This window comes from Pontibacter sp. GD7, assembly GCF_058216375.1.
In genome coordinates, this window is the sequence record NZ_JBYZMP010000008.1 from 72,760 (window position 1) to 89,223 (window position 16,464).

19 protein-coding genes are annotated in these 16,464 nt (G+C 47.3%); 11 read left to right on the forward strand and 8 right to left on the reverse strand.

The window, feature by feature from the left end; translation table 11 throughout:
• The first annotated feature begins 7 nt into the window (after window positions 1–7).
• From pdxA to AC4BAP_RS13445, 5 genes are all read left to right on the forward strand, one after another.
• Window positions 8–1,030, forward strand: a complete 1,023-nt coding sequence (pdxA, locus tag AC4BAP_RS13425; protein WP_490583180.1) for a 4-hydroxythreonine-4-phosphate dehydrogenase PdxA — start codon at window positions 8–10, stop codon at window positions 1,028–1,030.
• A gap of 66 nt (window positions 1,031–1,096) precedes the next feature.
• Window positions 1,097–1,645, forward strand: coding sequence for a YceD family protein (locus AC4BAP_RS13430; RefSeq protein ID WP_490583181.1), 549 nt, complete (start codon window positions 1,097–1,099; stop codon window positions 1,643–1,645).
• A 55-nt stretch (window positions 1,646–1,700) separates the two neighbouring features.
• Window positions 1,701–1,898, forward strand: a complete 198-nt coding sequence (rpmF, locus tag AC4BAP_RS13435) for a 50S ribosomal protein L32 (RefSeq protein ID WP_187068434.1) — start codon at window positions 1,701–1,703, stop codon at window positions 1,896–1,898.
• Between the two features lie 54 nt (window positions 1,899–1,952).
• Window positions 1,953–2,894 carry a phosphate acyltransferase PlsX gene (plsX, locus tag AC4BAP_RS13440; protein WP_490583182.1) on the forward strand — a complete coding sequence of 314 codons (942 nt, stop codon included), beginning with the start codon at window positions 1,953–1,955 and terminating at the stop codon, window positions 2,892–2,894.
• Window positions 2,895–3,042: 148 nt separating this feature from the next.
• Window positions 3,043–4,047, forward strand: a complete 1,005-nt coding sequence (locus AC4BAP_RS13445; protein ID WP_490583183.1) for a beta-ketoacyl-ACP synthase III — start codon at window positions 3,043–3,045, stop codon at window positions 4,045–4,047.
• 86 nt (window positions 4,048–4,133) lie between these two features.
• Here the strand turns inward: AC4BAP_RS13445 and AC4BAP_RS13450 are convergent, their stop codons facing one another.
• A complete protein-coding gene (locus AC4BAP_RS13450; RefSeq protein ID WP_490583184.1) occupies window positions 4,134–4,571 on the reverse strand; it encodes a tRNA (5-methylaminomethyl-2-thiouridylate)-methyltransferase in 438 nt (145 codons plus the stop codon).
• Between the two features lie 114 nt (window positions 4,572–4,685).
• On the opposite strand from AC4BAP_RS13450, the gene AC4BAP_RS13455 reads away from it, so the two are divergent.
• The 5 genes from AC4BAP_RS13455 (at window position 4,686) to AC4BAP_RS13475 (ending at window position 9,171) form a co-directional block, all read left to right on the forward strand.
• A complete protein-coding gene (locus tag AC4BAP_RS13455; protein ID WP_490583185.1) occupies window positions 4,686–5,354 on the forward strand; it encodes an RNA polymerase sigma factor in 669 nt (222 codons plus the stop codon).
• A gap of 229 nt (window positions 5,355–5,583) precedes the next feature.
• On the forward strand, window positions 5,584–6,147 hold the full coding sequence (efp, locus tag AC4BAP_RS13460) for an elongation factor P (protein WP_490583186.1): 564 nt from the start codon (window positions 5,584–5,586) through the stop codon (window positions 6,145–6,147).
• Between the two features lie 4 nt (window positions 6,148–6,151).
• Window positions 6,152–6,643 carry an acetyl-CoA carboxylase biotin carboxyl carrier protein gene (gene accB, locus AC4BAP_RS13465; RefSeq protein WP_490583187.1) on the forward strand — a complete coding sequence of 164 codons (492 nt, stop codon included), beginning with the start codon at window positions 6,152–6,154 and terminating at the stop codon, window positions 6,641–6,643.
• A 116-nt stretch (window positions 6,644–6,759) separates the two neighbouring features.
• Window positions 6,760–8,106: an acetyl-CoA carboxylase biotin carboxylase subunit gene (gene accC / locus AC4BAP_RS13470; RefSeq protein WP_490583188.1), complete on the forward strand. Its 1,347-nt coding sequence runs from the start codon at window positions 6,760–6,762 to the stop codon at window positions 8,104–8,106.
• A 102-nt stretch (window positions 8,107–8,208) separates the two neighbouring features.
• Window positions 8,209–9,171: a DUF6340 family protein gene (locus tag AC4BAP_RS13475; RefSeq protein ID WP_490583189.1), complete on the forward strand. Its 963-nt coding sequence runs from the start codon at window positions 8,209–8,211 to the stop codon at window positions 9,169–9,171.
• Between the two features lie 47 nt (window positions 9,172–9,218).
• Here the strand turns inward: AC4BAP_RS13475 and AC4BAP_RS13480 are convergent, their stop codons facing one another.
• The 5 genes from AC4BAP_RS13480 to AC4BAP_RS13500 all read right to left on the reverse strand — a co-directional run bounded on the left by AC4BAP_RS13480 (window position 9,219) and on the right by AC4BAP_RS13500 (window position 13,033).
• Entirely contained in the window at window positions 9,219–9,794 is a 576-nt protein-coding gene (locus AC4BAP_RS13480) for a DUF3109 family protein (RefSeq protein WP_490583190.1), read from the reverse strand.
• Between the two features lie 705 nt (window positions 9,795–10,499).
• Window positions 10,500–11,108: a TIGR04282 family arsenosugar biosynthesis glycosyltransferase gene (locus tag AC4BAP_RS13485; protein WP_490583191.1), complete on the reverse strand. Its 609-nt coding sequence runs from the start codon at window positions 11,106–11,108 to the stop codon at window positions 10,500–10,502.
• Entirely contained in the window at window positions 11,101–11,619 is a 519-nt protein-coding gene (locus tag AC4BAP_RS13490) for a rhodanese-like domain-containing protein (RefSeq protein ID WP_490583192.1), read from the reverse strand. The genes AC4BAP_RS13485 and AC4BAP_RS13490 overlap by 8 nt, the downstream gene beginning before the upstream one ends.
• 7 nt (window positions 11,620–11,626) lie before the next feature.
• Window positions 11,627–12,694: an arsenosugar biosynthesis radical SAM (seleno)protein ArsS gene (gene arsS, locus AC4BAP_RS13495; RefSeq protein ID WP_490583193.1), complete on the reverse strand. Its 1,068-nt coding sequence runs from the start codon at window positions 12,692–12,694 to the stop codon at window positions 11,627–11,629.
• 3 nt (window positions 12,695–12,697) lie between these two features.
• Window positions 12,698–13,033 carry an arsenosugar biosynthesis-associated peroxidase-like protein gene (locus AC4BAP_RS13500; protein WP_490583194.1) on the reverse strand — a complete coding sequence of 112 codons (336 nt, stop codon included), beginning with the start codon at window positions 13,031–13,033 and terminating at the stop codon, window positions 12,698–12,700.
• Window positions 13,034–13,287: 254 nt separating this feature from the next.
• Here AC4BAP_RS13500 and AC4BAP_RS13505 point away from each other — a divergent pair, with 254 nt between their 5' ends.
• Window positions 13,288–14,652, forward strand: coding sequence for an NAD-dependent succinate-semialdehyde dehydrogenase (locus tag AC4BAP_RS13505; RefSeq protein WP_490583195.1), 1,365 nt, complete (start codon window positions 13,288–13,290; stop codon window positions 14,650–14,652).
• 563 nt (window positions 14,653–15,215) lie between these two features.
• Here AC4BAP_RS13505 and AC4BAP_RS13510 read toward each other — a convergent pair.
• Both AC4BAP_RS13510 and AC4BAP_RS13515 read right to left on the reverse strand, forming a co-directional pair.
• Window positions 15,216–15,980, reverse strand: coding sequence for a YdcF family protein (locus AC4BAP_RS13510; RefSeq protein ID WP_490583196.1), 765 nt, complete (start codon window positions 15,978–15,980; stop codon window positions 15,216–15,218).
• A gap of 77 nt (window positions 15,981–16,057) precedes the next feature.
• Window positions 16,058–16,276, reverse strand: a complete 219-nt coding sequence (locus tag AC4BAP_RS13515; protein WP_490583197.1) for a DUF2905 domain-containing protein — start codon at window positions 16,274–16,276, stop codon at window positions 16,058–16,060.
• Between the last annotated feature and the right edge of the window lie 188 nt (window positions 16,277–16,464).

Sequence of the window (16,464 nt, forward strand, 5' to 3'; positions counted from 1 at the left end):
GTATAAAATGGACAATAAATATAAAATAAAACTAGGCATCAGCATCGGCGACACTAATGGCATTGGCCCGGAGGTGATCGTAAAAACGCTCAGCGACCAGCGCATCCTTAACTACTGCACCCCGGTTATCTATGCCGCACCTGCTGTACTCAACAAGGTGCGCAAAGCCCTTAGCGCAGAGCATTTCTTCTATCAGCAAGTAAACGCTGTTGATGCACTGGTGCCACGCAAGATCAACCTGATCACCTGTTGGGAAAACGACCTGGAAGTTACTCCCGGCACCCCTACACCGGCATCGGGCAAAGCATCACTGGATTCGTTAATGGCTGCCTGCCAGGACCTGAAAGCTGGAAAACTGGATGGTTTGATAACGGCCCCTATCAATAAGGACAATATACAGGCTGAGGATTTTAACTTCCCGGGCCACACTGAGTTTCTTACCTCCTACTTCGATGCGCCTGAAAGCCTGATGCTACTGGTTAGCGGAGACTTAAGGGTAGCCACCGTAACCGGGCACATGGCCTTGAAAGATGTGGCAAACAAGATCACGCCTGAGTTGCTTATCCGCAAGATGACCATACTACTGGAGTCGCTGCGAAAAGACTTTGGCATACTAAAGCCACGCATTGCCGTGCTGGGCCTTAACCCACATGCCGGCGAAGAAGGCTTACTAGGCACCGAAGAGCAAGAGATCATCCGTCCGGCCATTATGCAGATGAAAGAGCGCGGCCATTTGGTGTTCGGTCCGTTTCCGGCAGACGGCTTTTTTGGCATGCAGCAATACAAGCAGGTAGATGCCGTGCTGGCCATGTACCACGATCAGGGGCTTATTCCGTTTAAAACTTTAGCTTTTGAGAGCGGAGTTAATTTTACGGCTGGTTTGCCGATCGTGCGCACTTCACCTGACCATGGCACCGCCTATGACATTGCAGCTAAGCATGTTGCAAATGAAACCTCTTTCCGGGAGGCGTTGTTCCTTGCCTGCGATATCATAAAAATGCGTAAAGAAGAACAGCTGGCCGCTGTTTAATAGCGTCAGGTATTTTTTTTATCAGATTTATATCATAATTTTGCGTCTTGCAATAAAAAGTCGGTTGTGAAAAAGCTAAAAGATTATGAAATCGGCATTGCCAAACTCAGCAACAAGGTACATACCTATGAGTTTGAGATGGATGATTCTTTCTTTGACCTTTTTGGGAAGGAGATAATTTCAGGAGGACAACTTATTGCTAACGTGGAGCTCGATAAAACAGAGTCGCTGCTCACGTTTAACATTGACATAAAGGGGCATGTGCGCCTGACCTGCGACAGAAGCCTGGATGAGTTTGATTATCCGGTAGACGTGCAGGAGGTTTTCAGGATCAAGTATGGTGATGAAAACATGGAACTGTCTGATGACCTGTGGCAGATCACAAGCGGTACACAGTCGGTAAACATTGCACAGCACCTGTATGATTACATCAGCCTCTCGCTGCCCATGAAAAAACTGCATCCGCGGTTTATCGAGGAAACAGACGAGGAGGATGAAGAGAATGAGGAGGACATCCTGATCTATACTTCGCGCAGCGAAAGCGACAGCGAAGATGAGGACGACGATGACGAGGACACTGATCCGCGCTGGGACGCCCTCAAAAACCTTAACTAAAAGAGTTTCAGAAGTATAAAAAGTATAAACTAGTAAGTAAATTTTCAACTAAAAAATGGCACATCCTAAACGTAAGATTTCGAAGACCAGAAGAGATAAGAGAAGAACTCATTATAAACTTTCTGAGAAAGCTATCGCAACTTGCCCTACTACAGATACGCCTCACCTGTTCCACCACGCTTACGTGGTTGACGGAGACCTGTACCACAAAGGCAAGCTGGCAATCAAAAATTATACAGCAAACGCGCAGTAAGCACTTACCCTGCTTTAAGTTTAAGTTCTGTATAATTAACAACAACATCCATTCATGAGGATCGCCTTAGACGCTATGGGCGGCGACTATGCACCAGAGGCTGTCGTTAAAGGTGCCATACTTGCCGTAGAGCTACTGGAAAAAGATGACGTGATCATGCTGATCGGCAAAGAGGACGTTATCAAACCACTGCTTGACGAATACAATTACGCTGGGAACAACATCCAGATTGTTCATGCTAGCCAGGTTATCGAAATGGGTGAGCACCCTACAAAGGCGCTTTCCCAGAAAACCGACTCTAGTATAGCCGTTGGCTACGGCCTGCTTAAAATGCAGAAGGTAGATGCCTTTTGCAGCGCAGGCAACACCGGGGCTATGCTGGTAGGTGCTATGTTTAGTGTAAAGGCGGTAGAAGGTATACTAAGGCCCTCTATTGGAGGCTTGGTTCCGAAGGTGAACGGTGGCTTCGGCATTATGCTGGACGTAGGCGCCAACGCCGACTGCAAACCAGAGGTACTGGAGCAGTTTGGCGAGATAGGCTCAATCTATGCCAAGTATGTGCTGGAGATCCCTAACCCGAAGGTCGGTTTGATGAACCTGGGCGAAGAAGAAGGAAAAGGCACTGTGGTAACGCAGGCTGCCCACCTGCGCTTAAAAGCGAATGGCAACATCAACTTTATCGGCAACATTGAAGGGCGCGACCTTTTCAACGATAAGGCTGATGTGATCGTGTGTGACGGTTATACCGGCAACATCATTCTGAAGATGGCGGAGAACATCTACGACATCCTGAATGAGAAAAACATGCACGACGAGTTCTTCGACAAGTTTAACTACGAGGCTGTAGGCGGAAGCCCGATCCTGGGTATTAATGGCAATGCTGTGATTGGTCATGGGGTGTCAAGCCCTAAGGCTATCTGCAACATGGTGATGCAAGCCCAGAAAATGGTTTCGTCTAAACTTTCAGACCGTTTCCAGAAAAAATACAGCGCATAATCTGTTTCCCTTAAAAAGGGTAATAGCTTAATATTTAATTGGCTTAATCTGTTTCAGTAATTCTTTTTAAGAAAACTGACAGGTTATGCCAATTTTTTTTTATTAATTTGCTCGCTTACAAAATTCTCTAACCGAAATAATCTTTACAATGAGTAAAATTACTGCCGCTATAACTGGGGTGAGTGGCTATGTTCCAGAATACGTGCTCACGAACAAAGAGCTCGAGACAATGGTAGATACCAACGACGAATGGATTACTTCCCGCACTGGTATCAAGGAAAGGCGTATTCTGAAAGGCGAAGGCTTGGGGACCTCACACATTGCTGTTCCGGCGGTAAGAGAATTACTTAAAAAGACTAATACTAAACCAGAGGAGGTAGACCTGCTTATCTGCGCCACCACTACCCCTGACATGGTTTTCCCGGCAACTGCCAACCTGATCACCGCGGAAGTGGGTGCTGTAAATGCATTCGGTTACGACCTTCAGGCTGCCTGCTCAGGCTTCCTTTACGCTGTGGCTACTGGCTCTAAATTTATCGAGTCTGGCAAGTATAAAAAGGTTATCGTGGTGGGTGCAGATAAAATGTCATCTATCATTGACTATACCGACAGAGCCACTTGTATCATCTTCGGTGATGGCGGTGGTGCTGTGATGCTGGAGCCAAACACAGAAGGCTACGGCGTGCTGGATGAGGTTCTCAAATCCGACGGTACAGGTGCACAGTTCCTGCACATGAAAGCCGGCGGCAGCCGCAAGCCAGCCACTGTGGATACAGTGCTTGCAAGAGAGCACTATGCCTACCAGGAAGGCCAGCAGGTGTTTAAGTTTGCCGTTAAAGGCATGGCCGATGTATCGGCTGAGGTAATGGAGCGCAACAACCTGACCGGCGACGATGTGGCGTGGCTTGTACCCCACCAGGCAAACAAGCGCATCATCGAGGCTACAGCAAACCGCATGGGCCTCAGCAACGAGAAGGTAATGCTAAACATCCATAAGTATGGCAACACGACAAGCGGCACTATTCCGCTTTGCCTATGGGAGTACGAAAGCCAGCTAAAGAAAGGCGACAACATTGTGTTGGCAGCTTTCGGTGGTGGCTTTACATGGGGCGCCATCTACCTGAAGTGGGCCTACGACCCTAAAAAGATATAACTATACTTAAAAAGCGGCCAATGGCCGCTTTTTTTTATGTCTGCATATTTTTGAAAAAGTATATATGCCCCTTCCCTTTGATCGGTTTACTGAACAGCTGAACCTGCCTTAATTTTTCCGTGTGCTCCGGATTCGCTTACTGCGGGCTCATGTAGCCATGCCAGTGCAAAAGCACCAACAGCCATCACAAGGTCTCGTACGGCTACATCGAGGTATTGCCCGGTGGTAATAAGGTTAATGGCAATACACACAAGCCAAATGCCTACAATGTACCCCCCTATTCTGGGTCTGAACAATACCAATATACCGGCAATGATCTCAATTACCCCCACGATAAGCATAAAAGTATGCGGATCAAAAGGAATAATAGCCTCAAATGTAGGGCTTAGATATTTGTCCCAGTTTGTTAATAAGTGCGTAAACTTATCTATGCCTGCCACAATGGGCACAATCGCATAAGTATACTTTGTTAGTGCCTGCAACCTATGCAGGCGTTCTGCTGAAATTTCGTTTGTCGAGTTCATAGTGATGCTTTAATTGGTTTTATACTTAGATGCAAAAAGAAAAAATCCGTTACAAAAAGTAACCATGATAGCCAAAGTGCATCCAATTGCTAAAAGCTATACCAAATGCACAATATGACTAAACAGAGTAAGCTTGCCACTGGCAGCAACATAACAGATTCAGAAATCATAGCACGAATATTATCAGGCGATAAGCAACTGTACGAGCTACTGATGCGGCGATACAACCAGAAACTATACAGGGTAATCAGGAGCTATCTTAAAAACGAGAAGGAAGCAGAGGACGCTATGCAGGACACCTACCTCAAAGCCTTCGAAAACCTGCTCCAGTTCCGGAATGATGCACAATTCTCTACCTGGCTTATCCGTATCGGTATTAATGTGGCGCTGGGAAAGCTTCGCAAAAATAAAATACTGGAAACCGCCCATTCTGATCAGATTGATTACAGTATGCTTAAAAGCCGTGTCGGCCTGCCCATGGATCCTGAAGACATCATTCTACACAAAGAAGCAAAACACCTGTTGGAGAAAGCCATTGATACATTGCCCGAAAAATATAGAATAGTGTATGTGTTACGCGAGATAGAGGGGATGGGCGTGCAGGAAGTAGCAACGTGCCTCAGCCTGTCGGAGAGTAATGTGAAAACAAGACTGCACAGGGCAAAAGCGCTGCTTAAGGAAAGCCTTTACCAGATCGCAAACGACAGGCATCTGTTTGAGTTTGGCAATAAACGCTGCGACGGTGTGGTACACAAAGTTCTACAAAATTTGCCCAGGCCTTAGTATAAAGTATAACAATGCCCGCCCTGAAGCCAAAAATATTAATGCATGGCTGCAAACAGGGCGCAAGCAGCCTTTGCCAAACCTGGCAGCACACTTTACTTAATGCTTTGTCACTTAACCCTTTTTTTTGATAACAAATTCGGCAGATTAACTAACTTTGCTTGCAATACATAGTTTTGCGCTATACTTTTATCGTTTCAAACAAGTACAACACGATTTAGAACATTTTATGGCAACCACAGCTGATATTAAAAACGGCGTTGTGATTGAATATAACAACGACCTATACCAGGTTATCGATTTCCAGCACGTAAAGCCAGGCAAAGGCCCCGCCTTTGTTAGAACGAAGCTGAGAAACGTGAGAAGCGGCAAAGTAGTGGATAACACTTTCTCTGCCGGCCACAAGATCACAACGGCACGTGTAGAGCAGCGCCCTCACCAGTTTATCTACAAAGATGACATGGGCTATAACTTTATGGACATGAACACCTTTGAGCAGGTAACACTGAACGAGAACATGGTGCCATTCGCCGACCTGATGAAAGAAGGACAGGAAGTAACCATACTTTTCCATGCAGAGACGGAAACCCCGCTTACCTGCGAGATTCCTCCTTTTGTGGAGCTTACGATAACGTATACTGAGCCAGGCATTAAAGGTGATACGGCGACAAACGCCTCAAAACCAGCCATCGTGGAAACAGGTGCCACTATCCAGGTGCCGCTTTTCATTGGTCAGGATGAAAAAATCAAAGTAGACACTCGTACTTATTCATACGCAGAAAGAGTTAAATAAACACATGAAAGCTAAAGAAATCCAGGACCTGATCGACTTTATCGCCAAATCTGGCTTGAATAAAGTTAACATTGAAACCGAAGAGTTTAAGATTACGGTACAGCGTGAGCCAAACCAGAAGGTGAAGTATGTAAGCGAGCCTGCTCCGGCTGCTGCTCCTGCTCCACAAATGGCAGCCGCTCCTGCTCCGGCTCCTGCCGCTGCTCCAGCGCCAGCCGCTGCGCCTGCTGCAGCTGCGGCTTCTGACGAGAGCAAGTATATCGCTATCAAGGCGCCTATGATCGGTACATTCTACCGTTCTTCAAGCCCGGAGTCTCCTGCTTTCGTAAACGTTGGCGACGAGGTTAAGAAGGGACAGGTTATCTGCATCATCGAGGCGATGAAGCTATTCAACGAAATTGAGTCTGAGGTTTCAGGAAAGATTGTAAAGGTGTTGATCGACAACGCTTCGCCGGTTGAGTACGACCAGCCATTGTTCCTGGTAGACCCAAGCTAATTTTTCAAATTTGAAAATTTGAGAATGAGAAAATTTGAAGATGGAGATGGTGTTAAAAACGTCTCCATTTTCATTGTTTATAATTTTCAAATCTACAAATCTCCAAATCAGATTTTATGTTCAAAAAAATACTAATTGCCAACCGTGGCGAGATTGCGCTTCGCATCATCCGTACGTGTAAGGAGATGGGTGTGAAGACGGTTGCCGTATACTCAACTGCTGACAAAGAAAGCCTGCATGTGCGCTTTGCTGACGAGGCCGTTTGCATTGGCCCTGCTCCCAGCGCGCAGTCATACCTGAATATCCCGAACATCATTGCAGCCGCAGAGATCACAAACGCAGACGCGATCCACCCAGGCTATGGCTTCCTGTCAGAGAATGCTGAGTTCTCTCGCATTTGTGCTGAGAATAACATCAAGTTTATTGGTGCCTCTCCGGAAATGATCAACTCCATGGGTGATAAGGCTTCTGCAAAAGACACCATGAAGAAAGCCGGTGTACCGACTATTCCGGGTTCTGATGGCCTGTTACAAAGCGCAGAAGAAGGCAAAAAGCTTGCAGCCAAGATCAAATATCCTGTTATCATCAAGGCAACTGCCGGTGGTGGTGGCCGTGGTATGCGTATCATCAAGCGCGAAGAAGATTTTGACAAGCTTTGGAACGATGCCCGCACGGAGGCGAAAGCCGCTTTCGGTAACGATGGTATCTACCTGGAGAAATTCGTGGAGGAGCCTCGCCATATCGAAATCCAGCTGATCGGTGACCAGCACGGCAACGTGGCGCACCTTTCAGAGCGTGACTGCTCTATCCAGCGCCGTCACCAGAAGCTGATCGAGGAGACTCCTTCTCCGATCATCACTGATGAGCTACGTGAGAAAATGGGTCAGGCTGCCATTGCAGGTGCCAAAGCCATTAACTACGAAGGTGTGGGTACCATCGAGTTCCTGGTAGACAAAAACCGTGACTTCTACTTTATGGAGATGAACACGCGTATCCAGGTAGAGCACCCGATCACGGAAGAAGTGATTGACTACGACCTGATCAAGGAGCAAATCAAAGTGGCTGCCGGCGAGAAGATCACTGGCAAGAACTACTACCCTAAAATGCACGCCATCGAGTGCCGTATCAACGCAGAGGACCCTAAGAACGGTTTCCGTCCAAGCCCAGGTAAGATCACGAACCTGCACGTACCAGGCGGCCACGGCGTTCGCGTAGACTCGCATGTTTACTCAGGCTATACTATCCCGGCTAACTATGACTCTATGATCGCCAAGCTGATCGTGACTGCTCAGACGCGCGAGGAAGCCCTGGTAAAAATGAAGCGTGCCCTAAGCGAGTTCGTGATTGAAGGTATCAAGACAACGATTCCATTCCACCTGAAGATGATGGATGACGAAGGCTTTAAGTCCGGAAACTTCACAACATCTTACCTGGACAATTACGATTTTAGCAGCATTGAATAGGCTATATTTTTTATAAAGTATAAAACCTCAGCTATATTAAGCTGAGGTTTTTTTATGACCCTCTGCAACCTACACCATCAATTTAAACTCTACTAGCTAGGTATGAACACTTTTTCAAAACTGTTGCTCTGCTTCTTCCTTGCAACCATACTACAGAGTTGTACTTCGGTACTTTATGTTGACACTACAATGCCTCCGGAAGTCGCTGTCTCTAATGAACAATGGAAGGTCGTAACAGTGAACAGGTTTAACCCGACGCAACTTCCCTTTAGCCGCGATAAGAAAGTAAATACTTTTACTGCAGGCGCCAGTGAAGCCATGATTGGTGCTACAGAAGCCATACTTCAGGATCCGACCTTTAGCCTGGCGGGAACTGATACGGCAGCTACATATTTGGTAAATGGCCAATCCCAGGAAATGACTCAGGAGCAGGTGCAGATGCTATATAAACAGTATCCGCACCACCTTATACTGTCTCTTGACAACATAGATGCTTTTTTTGACCAGGAAACAGTGAGGGAAAAAGACACCGACGGCACTGTTAACAAAACTGCCCATTATACCCTGCTTACCCGTACCGCCTGGACACTTTACGACAGCACAGGCCATGTACTGGACAGAATAACGCTTTCCAGGGCAGAGCCATATGACTCACGTGGTGTTATAAGTGGATTGCTGGCAATCGGCCCCTCGTTAGTAAATGCAGGGCCTGTCATTAACAAACTTGCCTGGCAAACCGGACAAGACTACTGGCAGCGCCTTCATCCGAAAAAGGTTAGCTTCGAAAGGCTTTACTATTCTAACAAAGAGTTTGCACAAGCGGCTTATAGTATGGCAACAAATGATTGGGAAACGGCTATAGTCCGGCTTACTACTTTAGCAGAGAATGGAAGCAGGAAAACTGCAGCGAAAGCAGCCTACAATCTGGCTGTTGTATATGAGGCTAAAGGAGACATTACAAACGCTAAGCAGTGGGCAAGGGAATCGGCTAAAAAAGGTAACAAACTAGCTCTTCTGCTCCTTCCGGATTTGGCGAAGTATAATTCCCAGATAAATGTTCGGTAAAGTATAAAATGAAAAAGGACCGGTTTAGCTGCCAGTCCTTTTTCATTTTATACTTTTTGCTCTTCATCCTGCATCAGTTGCTCCAACTCGCCGTACCAGGCTTCGCCATACTTTCTGATAAGCGGCTCTTTCAGGAACTGGTAAACTCTTACTCCCAAATCCTGCCCGAAACTACAGGCTGCACTGCAGATACCCCAGCGGTCATAGTTCAAGGCTTCAAAGTCCTCATACTTTGTAATACGGATAGGGTACAAATGGCAGGAGATCGGCTTTTTCCAACCTATCTTGCCATCGTAGTAAGCCTGCTCAATGGCACACTTCAGGGTATTGTTCTCGTCGTAAATGGCGTAGGCACACTCCCTGTTGTCGATGGTTGGTGTAGAGTAATCGCCCTCAAAGTCCTGAACATACAGCCCCTGGTCTGCCACAGCCTGTTTGCCTGCGCCAGTCATGTAAGGCTTGATGTGCTCGTAGTTCTCTTCCAGAATCGCCAGTTCGTCTTGCTCCAACGGTGCGCCCAGGTCGCCTTCTACGCAGCAGGCACCTTTGCACTTCTCTAGATTACAAACAAAAAACTGATCGCGGATGTCGTCGCTGATAACGGTATTCTGAAGGACTATCATTGGGTAATTATTTACTAGGGAGACAAAGGTAAATATAAATAAGTTTATTTTAGGAATTGCAGGGCTCTAGCGGCGCTGATAGATGGTATGTGATTGTACGGCTTTTCTATCTAGCTGCTGCTTATTCTCAGTCTTACTTGCCTATAGTTTCATCTCCAGCTTTGGTGCCCTCAAGGCCGGGAGGCCTCGCCTTTTCGCATCGCGCTGCACCGTCTTCCTGCCCTCGTGCCTCGGGCTGCCTCTCTCCGTTCGGCACCGGAACCCGCTAAGGCGCTCAACGCAAAGGCTGGGATCGACACTTCTTTGCTATCGGCTGTCGCAACTGGAGAGAAAGTATAATTGGTAATGGCAAAAAATTCCCCTCCTTGGACAAGGAGGGGCTAGGGGTGGTTTGACCAGGTAATGCGAGATTCCCCTCTGGGGGTAGGGGCCCTCTTTTAAAGAGAGGGGCAGGGGTGTGTTAATCGTCTGCAGAAAACTCCCCCCTTGGACAATGTTCGAAGATTGCGAGCGTAACCCTGAGGGGTTAGGGGTGGTTTGACCAGGTATAGCAGAAAAGCGAGTCTGGAGACTAGCACCCATTTGGCGACACCAGCTGGATGCTGGCGCCAGTAAATATGGGAAAGCTCCCTCTCCTGTTCTTAGGAGAGGGCTGGGGTGAGGTAATACTGGGGTGGTTAGACACGATACTGCACAAAGACTCTCCTACTCCTGCATCCTCTCCCAAAAGTCCTCATCCAGATCCTCCACATGATCTATGTCAGACAACTCAGGCAACACTTTGTGCGAGAGGTGCAGGCGCTCAATATCAAACAGGGTATCCGGGAAAACATGCTCGGTACTCCAGCGTTTATTTCGGAAAAGCTCAGGGTGCAGGTGGTTCATGCCCAAAAGGTAGTAACCTCCATCCAGAGCAGGCCCAATAACCACTTCATGTGTTTTAAGCGCATCAAAAGCCTTTTCTATAATGGCAGGGGTAAGTTGGTGGCAATCGCTGCCGATGATAACCACTGAAGTATAACCCTGCCCAAATGCACCCCTGAAGGCAGCCTCCATCTTCTCACCCAGGTCCCCGGAAGGCTGCACCTGCTTTTTATACTTGTTGTTGGGCCACAAATCGTGCTGGTCAACCTCATTGGAGTAGTAGACTACCTTATCCATGGGCAGCTGCTCCGTTACCTGTTTTGTGTGCTGCAACAGGTGCATGTAGATCGCCAGTGCCTCTTCAGGCCCGACGGAAGCCGCCAGGCGTGTTTTAACCTTCCCCAGCTCAGGGTTGCGCACAAACAGCATCAGTAAGTTTTTATCATTCATATACTTTTTCTCCCTTTGTTAGCCACACACCCCAGCTTTTAGAGAATACATGCACCTTTTGAGTAGGGCCTTTGGCATTCCGTACCGTATAACCTCTGTTTACCCATTCGAAAATACCGCCATACAGGTTGTATACGTTGGTAAAGCCAGCTGCCTTCAACTTCTCCCCTATCTTTTCGCTTCGGTAGCCAACCGAACAATACACTACCAACGGGGCATCTTTAGGCATACTTTGTAATTGCGCCAGGCTAAACTCCTCATATCCTACATAGCGGGCATTTGGCAAATGGCTTACCTGGTACTCCTTCTCCGACCTGGCATCCAGAAGTATAAATTCCGGCTTCTTTGTTTTAGAAAGTTGCTGGTAAAGGGCTTGAGGTTTTATCAGGGGCACAGAATGTTCATACAGGCCATCCAGCATTACATAATAAGCTTTGTCGCTGGTTTGTCCGCAGGCCTTTAACAGAAAGAGGTATGCAAAAACGAACAGTAAGGGCACTTTTTTAGGCATAGGATAATTACTTTACGGTTTCGCCGCCACAACTGGAGCCGGCACCTGCTGTACACCCATAGCAGTGTTGGTTAAGTATGATATGCCGATTGTCCAGAGCCTCCAGGTCAAAATCCCTGATATGCTGTGGCACACTTATAGAAATGTTCAGGTCAAGCATTTGATTGAAGTCGCAGTCGTAGAGGGAACCGTCCCAGCCCACCGATATGGTATTGCGGCACATCACACCCGCAGCGGCTACAGGGTTAAAGCTATCCACCAGTTTCTGCATGTACGATTCATAATTGCCACTTTGTACCAGGTAATCCAGGAAACGGCTGATGGGCAGGTTAGTAATGCAGAACAAACTGTTAAACTCGATGCCGTAGCTGCTTTTTAGCCTGAGCTTAAACTCAGCCTCCATGGCTTTTTGCCCGCTTGGCAGAAAGGCACCTGATGGGTTATACACCAGGTCAAGCAGCAGGCCGCTTCCCTCCTGTCCGTAACCAACTGCGTTTAGCATCTGCAGTGCTTCTACTGATTTCTCAAAAACGCCGTCACCACGCTGTGCATCGGTACGGGAAGCCATAAAGTACGGCAACGATGACACCACATGCACCTTATGCTTTGCGAAAAACGTGGGCAGGTCGTTGTACTTCTTATTGGCAAGTATAATCGTAAGGTTACAGCGCACGATAATCTCCAGACCCAGCCTAGAAAGTTCCTCCACAAACCACCTGAAGTCAGGGTTCATTTCCGGGGCACCGCCAGTAATATCAACGGTGTTTATCTGGGGTGAGTGCCGCAGTGCATCGATGCATTGCTGCATGGTTTCACGCGTCATGATCTCTTTGCGGTCCGGCCCGGCGTCTACGTGGCAGTGCTTACAGGTCTGGTTACACATTTTACCCACGTTTACCTGCAAAATAGTAGTGCCGGTTGGGGTAAGCGGAAACAGACTGTGCTCGCGTAGGCGCTCGGCAAAGGCAGGGTATTGCTCTCCGTGGCTGCCAGGTTGCTGCAGCACAGTGAGTTGGTACAGCGAGTCGGCCAGTTCGTGTTCCTGGCTCTTCAATGATCTTGTTGTTATACCCATAGGCTACATGCTTACCTCTTTCACTTTATTCATCATTTGTACCCCGTGCACCAGTGCTGCGCCACCTTTTATTGCCGCAGCCACATGCAGAGCCTCCATCATCTGGGCCTCGTCAGCACCTTTTTGCAGGCAGTCTGTGCTGTACGCATCAATGCAATAAGGGCATTGCACGGCATGAGCCACGGCCAGCGCGATCAGCGCCTTCTCACGCTCTGTCAGGGCGCCATCTTTGAACACCTCTCCATAATAATCAAAAAATTTACGGCCAAGCTCCGGTTGCCACTCTGTTATGCTTCCGAATTTAGAAAGGTCGGCTGGGTTATAATAGGTTTTGTCCATGGTCAAAGTATAAATTAGATCTAGTTTTATGTAAGAAGCCTAAAATACGGCAAATGTTCAAGCTTTGGATTTTATTTGAGCAGGCAACTGACGTTATACCCGTTGCAACAGTGGGGTTAAACCATAAGTAGTTTTAGTTGCTTTAACTTAAAACACCCGGAACTGTTTCAGCAAGTATAAATCGGTTTACCCTTAACTGAAAACAACCATTAAGCACCAAAGCTGTATATTTACCCGCAAGCACAAGAAAAACTATGGCCATACAAAGTATAAATCCCGCCACCGGAGAGGTTGTAAAAACGTTTCAGCCCCACAGCTCTGAAGAAGTTAACACCAAGATAAACGCTGCAGAAAAGGCTTTTAAGCAATGGCGCGAAGTGAGCTTTGAGGAGCGTGCCCGATTAATGCACAAGCAAGCTGACATTCTGGAAAATGAAGCTGAAAAGTATGCCAGGCTAATTACACTGGAGATGGGCAAGCCATTGAAAGACGCTGTGGCAGAGGTAAAAAAATGCGCCAAAGCCTGCCGCTACTATGCCGACAATGCAAAGGATTTCCTGCAGGATGAACTGATTGAAACGGAGGCATCCAAAAGTATGATCGCCTTTGAGCCGCTAGGGGTTATACTTGCCATTATGCCCTGGAACTTCCCTTTCTGGCAGGCTTACCGGTTCCTGGCCCCTGCCCTTATGGCTGGTAACGTGGGTTTGCTGAAGCATGCTTCCAACGTTCCGCAATGTGCTCTGGCCATTGAAGAGATCGTGCGCAAAGCAGGCTTTCCGGATAACGTTTTCCAAACCTTGCTGATAGGTTCCAAGGAAGTAGTGTCTGTGATCGAAAACCCGATCGTGAAGGCTGTTACCCTAACCGGCAGTGAGGGCGCTGGCGCACAGGTTGCCGAAATTGCAGGCCGCGAAATAAAGAAAACTGTATTGGAATTGGGTGGTAGCGATGCCTTTATTGTGCTGGAGGATGCCGACCTGGACAAAGCTGCTGAAGTGGCCGTGAGGTCGAGGATGGTGAACACGGGGCAAAGCTGTATTGCCGCCAAGCGCTTTATTGTGGTTGAAAGTATAGCCGCTGATTTTATGGAGAAGATGAAACAAAAAATGGCTAGCCTTAAAACAGGAGACCCACTTACAGATGATACAGATTACGGCCCTCTGGCCCGAAAAGACCTTGCCGAGGACCTGGAAAAACAGGTAAAAGCATCCGTGAAAAAAGGTGCCGAAGTTGTACTGGACGGTGGCCGTGATGGCGAAGACAGCGCCTACTTTAAGCCAATGATACTGAAAAATGTAAAGCCCGGAATGCCTGCCTACGAAGAAGAAATGTTTGGTCCGGTGGCGGCTGTTATTGTGGTTAAAGATGAGGAAGAAGCTATAAAGGTAGCCAACGACTCCCGCTTTGGCTTAGGTGGCGCCGTCTGGACACAGGACAAGGAAAGAGGTTTGCGTGTGGCGCGTAAGGTAGAAACAGGTGCCATGTTTGTAAACGCATTGGTGGCCTCCACTCCTGAAATGCCATTTGGCGGCGTTAAAAAATCCGGTTACGGCCGTGAATTGTCATACTTAGGCATCAGGGAATTCGTGAACCAGAAAAGCATCTGGATAGCTTGAGTTCGTTGTTGGTTGATCGTTGTTCGTTACTGGTTATTCGTTATTAGTTGTTCGTTATTCGTTATTGGGAGCGTAGAGACGCATGTTTCGTTATTGGTTGTGCGTTATTCGTTATTTATATCGTAGAGACGCAATATTTTGCGTCTTGTCTGCTACAATGCAGAGGTTGTTTGTACGCGGGCTACGTACATGACCATTTACAATGCAAAAACCTCACAGGTCTGGAAGACGCTGTGAGGTTGGAGGCTTCCTGGTGTATTTTATACCAGATCAACCATTTGTAAATCGCTGTATATACTTCAGGATAATTTGATGATTAAGAAAACCTGAAAACGCTCACAGCATCTTCCAGACCTGTGAGCGTTTTACCATCTAGCAAAACCCAACCTATTACAAGCTGTAGTCCAATAACCGAATAACGGGCAACGAATAACGTAAGCCCTTGCCTCGTAGCAGACAAGACGCAAAATATTGCGTCTCTACATTCTAAGAACGAACAACGAATAACCAATAACGAAACATGCGTCTCAACATTCTAATAACGAATAACGAACAACTAACAACTAACAATACCCCAGCAACTTATAGATCAGGAAGCCCGAAACTTCGTGTATCAGTAAGTGCCAGTTGCTAAAGGCGGATGCGCTGGGGATGATGAGTTCATCGGGGGTGAAACGGCGTTCGTAAGCGTAGAAATCAGCGGTGAAGCTATCGGCATTTATACCTGCCTTCGTAAAACAGGCCGCTGCACGGCGCATGTGGAAAGCCGATGTAACCAGTAATACTTTATCAACCTCCGGATGCTTTTTAAGGAATTCAGCTGTGTTAACGGCGTTCTCACGTGTATTGCGGCTGTTATTTTCCGTGATGATGTCTTCCTCAGGCACCCCAGCCATTAACAGGATCTTTTCGATCTGCTCCGCCTCCGGAATTCTGTCTGCCAGTATATAGCCGCTGCCGCCGGTAATCAGAAACTTGTCTATTTTCCCCATCCGGTAAAGCTGCAGCGGGTGCAAAAACCTGTCTGAGCCCTTTGAAGTATGGATTCGGTCGGGTACATCTTCGCGATAGGAAGTTACACCGGTAAGTATAACCGCCATATCATAGTCATTCACTTTACTGATGGGCATTGCTTCGATCTCCCAGGCACGCCAGGCCTCGTTCGATAACAGCGGGTTAGAAAACACCAGCAACAAACCAACGGCACTTACCAACGCGATGCGTCTCCACTTCTGCGACTTCAGGAAAACAGCCAGTAACAACAACAGGATCACCCAGATAAGGGGCATCAGCAGAAAATGAAGTGTTTTGGAAAGTATAAAGAACATGGATAGCGAAAGCGGTTATACTTACGGCCACGGCAAATTTGCCGCACCAGTCCCCCAAATATACTCAAGTATACTTTTTAGAAAAACTTCCGGAACACCCACAGCAACAGCGACAGGAGTATGCTCAGCAAAATCATGCTGGTAATGGGTGCATAAAAGCGCATGTTCTTACGCTCAATCCGGATATCGCCGGGTAAATGCCCGAACCAGCTAAATTTATCGCCGGCCAGCCAGACAACAAGGCCAATCACCACAATCGCAGCGCCAATAATTACGATCATTTTTCCTGCCTGCATATTTTCACCTTACTAAGTATGAGGTAACAATTTATACTTTAAAATTCTAATATATCTAATTCTGCTCTCTTCGCTGCCTGTACGGAAATCGATAATGTGCGTCGTTGTTGGTTGTTAGTTGTTAGTTATTGGTTGTTGGTTATTCGTTGTTGGAATTGTAGAGACGCAATATTTTGCGTCTTGCCTAC